Consider the following 7,009-nt stretch of genomic DNA (forward strand, 5'->3'; position numbering starts at 1 on the left):
AGTAAATCCATCACCCCGGGGCGGCCGCGCGGATAGATCACGGTCACATCAACAATGGCATTGAGCATGCTGCCCATCGCGCCGAGGACCAGGGCGATGCCGCCGGCACGTGGAACCAGAAGGTTCTTGTATGGCGAACGGCGACGGTCGTGCTTTTCCTGGGTGAAGCGCGTGCCTTCGACGAAGTTCATCACCGATACCGGCAAATCGCGAAACTTCTCGCAGGCCTTGCGCGTTGCCTCGGTGTCCTTGCCGCGCAATTCCGGTCGCTTCTTCAGCAGCTCCTTTGAATAGCGATTCATGAACGGGAAGTCGAGCGCCCACCAGGCCAGGCCAAGTATCGGCACCCAGATCAGTTCCTGCTTGAGGAAGAATTTCAAAAACGGAATGCGCCGGTTGAACACCTTCTGCAGCACCGGAATATCAATCCAGCTCTGGTGATTGCAGATGACCAGATACCAGCCTCTGCGCTGGAGCGCCTGCAATCCTTCCACCTGAATCTTTACGCCCGTGGTGAAGATGACCACGGTACTGTTGACCCAAATCCAGCTTTCCGCGATCTGTACCAGAATGCGCGAGATCACGACGCGAAATTGGTGAATCGGAATGACCAGTTTGACTACGGCCAACAACAGCAGGGGCGCGGCATGAACAAGCGTATTGACGAGGATGATCGAGGCATTTAGCACAATGCGCGGATAGACGAGTACGGACTGCAACATGGACGATCATTCAATTCGGATATGGATGCCGCACCCTACCAGTGCGATCAACTCTGCGCACGCCCCAGCCAGCGGTCGATCGTGATCAGCAAACATCCGATCACGACGAAAAGCACGCAGATGCCGACACTGTTGACCGCAACGGTACCGGCTCCCAGCACGCTGACATCGATGAACGGATACGGGTAGACATTGAGCCAGGCACCGCGAATCAGCACCCAGAGCAGAAAAGCCAGCGGAAATGCGAGCCAGCGAAATGCATCGAGCCAGACCAGCGAACCATGGCGGACGCCTGTCATCCACCATGTCAGATAGATCACGGGGACCAGGTAGTGCAAGGCGACGTCAGCCAGCCATTGCAAGCCTTGAGGGGCCCACAGCGGACTCAACACAAACAGATAGATGCAGCCGGTGACCGTGATGTACAGCGCGACGGCCGCCTTGACCCTTGCACTCGCAAGAAAACCATTGTTGCCCGGGCTCGCGCAAAACGCGGCGAAACCGAGCACGATAGCGACCAGCAGATTGCTCAGAATCGTGAAATAGCTGAAGAACTGCACCGTTGCCAGGGCTGGACCGATACCGTCCCAGGTCAGCCGAACGAGCAGAACATACTGCAACAGCAGAGCCGAGACTGTACTCAGGCTGCCGACGATTGCCATTGCTCTGGTCAGTTTCATATCTTCTCCAGCGATTGCGAATCATGGGCCGCCGCGAGGATGCGCGGAAGATCCGCATCGGCTGCAAGGCGCTGCGAGTCGATCGATTCGATCATCGGGCCGAGCGACCCGGAGTTCAGGATGAAAGCACTGCGAATCCCGGCCAGTGAATGCAGATGGACCGGGCGAGACATCGTTTCGACGCCATTTGCGCGCAGGCCGGAGTTCAGCAGTTTTTGGGTAATTCCCGGCAAGGCCGGTGCCGTCGGCCAGATCACCTGCTGACCGTCCCAGAAGCCGATATTCCAGGTCGAGCCTTCCGCGATTTCACCGTCATTCGTGGTCAGCAGCACATCGTCGTAACCAGCGACTCTGGCCGCTCGTGCGTGATACAGAAGATCGAACATGCCGATGTGCTTGATCTGCGGCAGCACGCGTTCATGCCGGACAGATCGCAATCGCAGCGTGGCTGCTCGCGGCAAACGAGGTGCACGCGTCGCCATGAGCACGTCGACGGCTGACGCATGCTCGCCGCGTCCCTGATCGAACGCCATCGAAAACACCGTGATCCGCAGCGACACGGACCTGTCGGCGACGATTCCGCGCGCCCATGCACGAACCTGATCCACATCGAGAGTTCGGTCGAACAAAATCCGTGTGGCATGAGCAAGGCGCTGCAGATGCAACTCGAAACCGCGCACCCAGCCATCACGAACCTGCATCGTGGTGAAGTGCCCATAATTGACCTGGCCAAGCCAGGCCAGCTCATCGACTCCGGGATTTCGACCATTCAACTCGATGCGTCGATCCGTCGATTCTTCTTGATCCATATCAGGTCTGACTCAGCATCCGCAGGGCGTCAGGATTCAGAACAATCCGCAGAGCAGCAGGACCAGGCCGGCCACCGAAACTGCCCAGACCAGCGTGCGCAAATACGGGATACCGGCGGCATAGACCGGCAGATAGACAAGCCGCGCCCAGAAGTAGAGCTGTGCGCCGAGCATGGTTTGCGCATCGCTTTTCCCGGTCAGCTGCAGCGCCACGACGACCACGGCGAAAAAGACGAAGGTTTCGAGAAAATTGCGACTGGCCCGATCCAGGCGTCCGGCGATGCCGACAAGAGGCTCGGCAACGCCATCGCGCGCTCCTGCATTCCACTTCAGGCCACGTTGCCGGGTCACAAAAATTGAAGCCAGAAGAATATGAACCAGGCCCAGCACGATGGACCAGACCAGCATCTTGATTTCGATCGACATGACACCCTCCCGTATTGAATTTCGAGTGTGCCCACTTTTCTCGTCACGTGCATGCTCCGCACGCGTCACAGCGCATCGGGCTGTGGCATCCTTGCGCCCCGCCCGGTTCCTCCGAACCCGGAACTGCTCCCGAGATCGACGCGTGAGTTCACTGACACCAGCAAGCAAAGCCCAGTTTCAGATCCACTTTTGTGTCGTGCTGTGGGGCTTCACGCCAATCCTCGGCAAGATGATCTCCCTGCCTGCCCTGCCGCTGGTCTGGTGGCGCATGCTGCTGGTGGTTGTCGTGCTCGCCTTGTTGCCCCGAGCGTGGCGCGGGCTGCGCGTGATGTCACCAAAACTGATTCTTTCTTATGCCGGAATCGGCGTCCTCGTGGCTTTGCACTGGCTGACCTTCTACGGCGCGATCAAGCTGGCCAATGCATCCGTCGCGGCAACCTGCATCGCCCTGGCGACCGCATTCACCGCGCTTGTAGAGCCGAAACTGGCGCGCCGTGCGTTTTCGAAACGTGAGCTGATTCTTGGCCTTGCCGTTCTTCCCGGCGTTGCCCTGGTCGTCGGTGGTGTTCCCGACGACTACCGTATCGGTATCGTCGTTGGCGCGATTTCGGCCTTGTTCGTCGCCCTGTTCGGCTCGCTCAACAAGCGTCTCGTCGAGCACGGCGATCCGCTGACCGTCACCGGGATCGAACTCGGCGCCGGCACGCTCGCATTGACCTTGCTGTCGCCGCTGATGCCGTGGATCTTTCCGGAGTTCTCGGGTGATCTTTTCAGCATTCCGAGCGGACATGACATCGTGCTGATCGCAACCTTGTCGATCGTTTGCACGCTGTTGCCATTCGCGTTGTCGCTGGTGGCGTTGCGCCACATGACCGCGTTCGGCGCGCAACTCGCGGTCAACATGGAACCGGTCTACGCGATCTTCCTCGCCGCCATCCTGTTCGGCGAGCAACATGAGATGACGCCGCAATTCTATTTCGGCGTCGTTATCATTCTTGGCGCGGTGTTCATCCACCCGCTGATCGACCGGCGCAAGAAACATGTGCAACCCGAGATTCTCGCGGTTGCCGAAGCAAAGAACATTCTCGAGTAGCGCCGACCCGCCTTATTCAAGCAGATGACGTAGTGCCGGTAGATACTTTTCTGCGGAACCGGTGTTCACCACGACCACACGCTCACCTCGCCTGAGCAATCCACGATCAAGCAATTGCGGCATGGCAGCGAGACAGGCAGCTCCCTCCGGACTGATCCACCAGTGCGTGTCATTCCATACCCGGGTCAGTTCAGTCGCGATGTCGGCTTCATCCACGCCTACCGCAGCACCCGCACTGGCGCGAATGATCTCCAGCACACGAAAGTGGCCTACACCGCCGGGCACATTCAAGCCGAACGCCAGCGTGCCGTCACCGGGCAGCGCCGTGGTATCCGCGGCTCCTTGATCAAACGCACGCACGAGCGGGTTCATTGCGGCGCTTTGCACGCAAATCATGCGCGGACGCCGTGAATCGATGAGACCCAAGGCTTCGAGCTCGTCCCAGGCCTTCCACATGCCGAGTACGCCGGTACCACCGCCAGTTGGATAGATCACGACATCAGGCAGGGACCATTGGCTCTCGCCAGCTGCCGGTTCGGCCAATTCGAGACCCAGCGATTTCTTGCCTTCAATGCGCCAGCCCGGTTCCTGGAACGTGGCGACCGAGAACCAGCCCCGTGCAATGTATTTCTCCTTGAGCAAGGCACCGGCCTCGCGAATCGTCGGTCCGATCAATTCGAGAATGACCTGATCCGGATAGCGGAACGCCGCCGCTGCGACATTGCCGAGAATTGGCGTCGGTGTATCGTCGGGCATTGCCACGACGACCGACAGTCCCGCCGCCTGCGCATAGCGTGTCAGTGAGTCACCGGCATTGCCCTGGGTTGGCACAGCGAGTCGCTGCAGGCCAAGACGACGTGCCTGGGCGACGACCATGGCCATGCCGCGATCCTTGAAGCTCTGCGTCGGGTTCGCACCGAAACCGGGATGCGCCTTGCCCTCCTCCTTGAGGGCAAGTTCGATTCCAGCCTTTTTGGCGAGCGGATGCCGCGAGTAATCCAGCAGCGGCGTGGCGCCTTCACCGAGGCTGACAATGTGCCTGGCATCGTTTGCATCGGTGACATCAAGCGCCATCAAGCCACCGAAACGCCACATGTCGCGTCGACCCGGGTCATACCACTGCTGATCGGGCTTTTCAGCCGCAAGGCGCTCGATGTCGAGCACCATCTCGACCGGCCGAGCATCAACCGGATCAAGATTCATCGGCTCGTCAGCGGAGTACTCGACGCCGGAAGCGATACCGCGCAGACAGCGGACGCAGGACATATTTTTTCTCCGTTCGGAATCAGTATTTGGGCTCGATCAGATCCCAACGATTGCCGTAAAGATCCTCGAATACAACCACGCTGCCGTATTCCTCATGGCGTGGCTCTTCGCAGAAGCGCACATTGCTCGATTTCATGCGCGCGTAGTCGCCAGCGAAGTTATCGGTATGCAGAAACAGGAAGACTCGCCCACCGGTCTGGTTGCCAACGCGCGTCAGTTGTTCGTCATTCAGTGCACGAGCGAGCAGGAAACAGGCGCCCTGCGATCCGCGTGGAGCAACCCGCACCCAGCGCTTGCCGGGCTCTCTTGGCGTGTCTTCCAGCAACTCGAAATCCAGCACCTTGGTGTACCACTCAATCGCTTCGTCATAGTCGCGCACGACCAGGGCCATGGCGTGAAACTGTTGCGACATCGGAATCTCCTTGACGGCGACGCGAGGCCATTTCATGTTACTTTATTCGTCCAATATGGCGAATACCACTAGATTATCAGGTTATATCGCAATAATTCGCGAGTCGATACATCAACGTCGTCTTTCTTCGGCTCGCCGTTAATGACGATTTCACTGTATTATCCAACTCAATTCGCCATTTTCGGTGATTTATGCCAAAACAAAACCTTCTTACCGATGCCAGCGCCATCAAGATGCTCGGCGAACGCGTAAGCCGTCAACGCTTGCAGCGCAACCAGACCCAGGCCGAGCTGGCCACCGCCTCGGGCGTCTCCAAACGGACCGTCGAACGACTCGAAGCCGGCGAATCAACCCAGCTCTCGAACTTCATTCGCATCCTGCGCGCACTCGACCTCCTTGATGGCCTCGATGTCCTGATTCCGGAAATACCACCGAGCCCGATCGAGCAACTCAAGCTTCAAGGTCGACAGCGCCAGCGCGCAAGTTCGGCACGCCAATCCGAAGTGCCGCCGACGGCCTGGGCCTGGAAAGACGAGGCATGACGACGATCGCCGAAGTTCGCCTCTGGGGACGTACCATCGGCGCGGTCTCGGTCGAGGACTCCAACAGCACAGCCCGATTCCAGTACACGCCGGAGTTTGTACCCAGCAATATCCAAGTCGCACCGCTGATGATGCCTCTCGACGAGCGCATCTACGCCTTTCCCAAGCTCGCTCAAGAATCGTTTCACGGCCTTCCCGGCATGCTCGCCGACTCGCTCCCCGATCGCTTCGGCAATGCCCTGATCAATGCCTGGCTGGCTACCCAGGGGCGCACACCGGAAAGTTTCAACGCGGTCGAACGACTTTGCTATATCGGAGCCCGCGGCATGGGCGCGCTGGAATTCGCCCCGGCGTCCGGGCCCAAGGCAAGTGCCAGTCATCGGATCGAAATCGATGCCCTGGTGAAGTTGGCTTCCGATGTGCTCAGTCAGCGCCGCCGATTGAATCACTCGTTCGCCGACGACCATTCCGCCGACACCTTGCGTGACATCCTGCGCGTCGGAACCTCGGCAGGCGGGGCCCGAGCCAAGGCGATCATCGCCTGGAACCGCACGACCAACGAAGTGCGTTCCGGTCAGATCGAAGCCGGTAGCGGATTCGAATACTGGATCCTCAAGTTCGATGGCGTCAGCGCCAACAAGGACAAGGAACTTGATGACCCCAGTGGCTACGGCGCGATTGAATACGCCTATGCGCTGATGGCGCGTGCTGCAGGCATCGATATTGGCGAATGTCGACTGCTCGAAGAGAACGGCCGTCGCCATTTCATGACACGCCGCTTTGATCGCCTCGACGGCGGCCAGAAGCGGCACATGCAGTCGCTTGCCGCCCTCGCCCACTACGACTTCAATCTTGCCGGCGCCTACAGCTACGAACAGGCCCTGATGCTGATCCGCCAGCTCGATCTCGGCATGACGACAATCGAGGAGCAATTCCGGCGCATGGCCTTCAACATCATCGCGCGCAATCAGGATGACCACGTCAAGAACATCGCATTTCTGATGGACAAGGCCGGGCGCTGGTCGTTGTCGCCGGCATTTGATCTGACCTACAGCTACA

The 7,009-nt window shown here is 59.1% G+C and carries 9 protein-coding genes; 3 read left to right on the forward strand and 6 right to left on the reverse strand.

Annotated features, from left to right (window positions below):
* The 4 genes from VFN25_RS02125 to VFN25_RS02140 all read right to left on the reverse strand — a co-directional run.
* Positions 1 to 722 (reverse strand): acetyltransferase (locus VFN25_RS02125; RefSeq protein ID WP_325138320.1); only part of this gene is annotated, 722 nt, incomplete at its 3' end.
* Positions 723 to 769: 47 nt separating this feature from the next.
* Positions 770 to 1,402, reverse strand: coding sequence for a Pr6Pr family membrane protein (locus VFN25_RS02130; protein ID WP_325138322.1), 633 nt, complete (start codon positions 1,400 to 1,402; stop codon positions 770 to 772).
* Positions 1,399 to 2,211, reverse strand: a complete 813-nt coding sequence (locus tag VFN25_RS02135; RefSeq protein WP_325138324.1) for an aminotransferase class IV — start codon at positions 2,209 to 2,211, stop codon at positions 1,399 to 1,401. Before VFN25_RS02135 ends, VFN25_RS02130 begins: the two co-directional genes overlap by 4 nt.
* 36 nt (positions 2,212 to 2,247) lie before the next feature.
* Positions 2,248 to 2,637: an MAPEG family protein gene (locus tag VFN25_RS02140; RefSeq protein ID WP_325138326.1), complete on the reverse strand. Its 390-nt coding sequence runs from the start codon at positions 2,635 to 2,637 to the stop codon at positions 2,248 to 2,250.
* Between the two features lie 151 nt (positions 2,638 to 2,788).
* Here VFN25_RS02140 and VFN25_RS02145 point away from each other — a divergent pair, with 151 nt between their 5' ends.
* Entirely contained in the window at positions 2,789 to 3,730 is a 942-nt protein-coding gene (locus VFN25_RS02145) for a DMT family transporter (protein WP_325138334.1), read from the forward strand.
* Positions 3,731 to 3,742: 12 nt separating this feature from the next.
* On the opposite strand, the gene VFN25_RS02150 is transcribed toward VFN25_RS02145, so the two are convergent.
* Entirely contained in the window at positions 3,743 to 4,996 is a 1,254-nt protein-coding gene (locus VFN25_RS02150) for a threonine synthase (RefSeq protein WP_325138327.1), read from the reverse strand.
* 19 nt (positions 4,997 to 5,015) lie between these two features.
* Positions 5,016 to 5,408 (reverse strand): VOC family protein, encoded by a 393-nt coding sequence (locus VFN25_RS02155; RefSeq protein ID WP_325138336.1) that lies wholly within the window; start codon positions 5,406 to 5,408, stop codon positions 5,016 to 5,018.
* A 191-nt stretch (positions 5,409 to 5,599) separates the two neighbouring features.
* Here VFN25_RS02155 and VFN25_RS02160 point away from each other — a divergent pair, with 191 nt between their 5' ends.
* Positions 5,600 to 5,950, forward strand: coding sequence for a helix-turn-helix transcriptional regulator (locus VFN25_RS02160; protein WP_325138329.1), 351 nt, complete (start codon positions 5,600 to 5,602; stop codon positions 5,948 to 5,950).
* Positions 5,947 to 7,009, forward strand: a 1,063-nt coding sequence (locus tag VFN25_RS02165; RefSeq protein WP_325138332.1) for a type II toxin-antitoxin system HipA family toxin, incomplete at its 3' end; no start/stop codon positions are given. The genes VFN25_RS02160 and VFN25_RS02165, both read left to right, overlap by 4 nt.

This window comes from Dokdonella sp. (assembly GCF_035703485.1).
Classification (GTDB): Bacteria; Pseudomonadota; Gammaproteobacteria; order Xanthomonadales; family Rhodanobacteraceae; genus Dokdonella.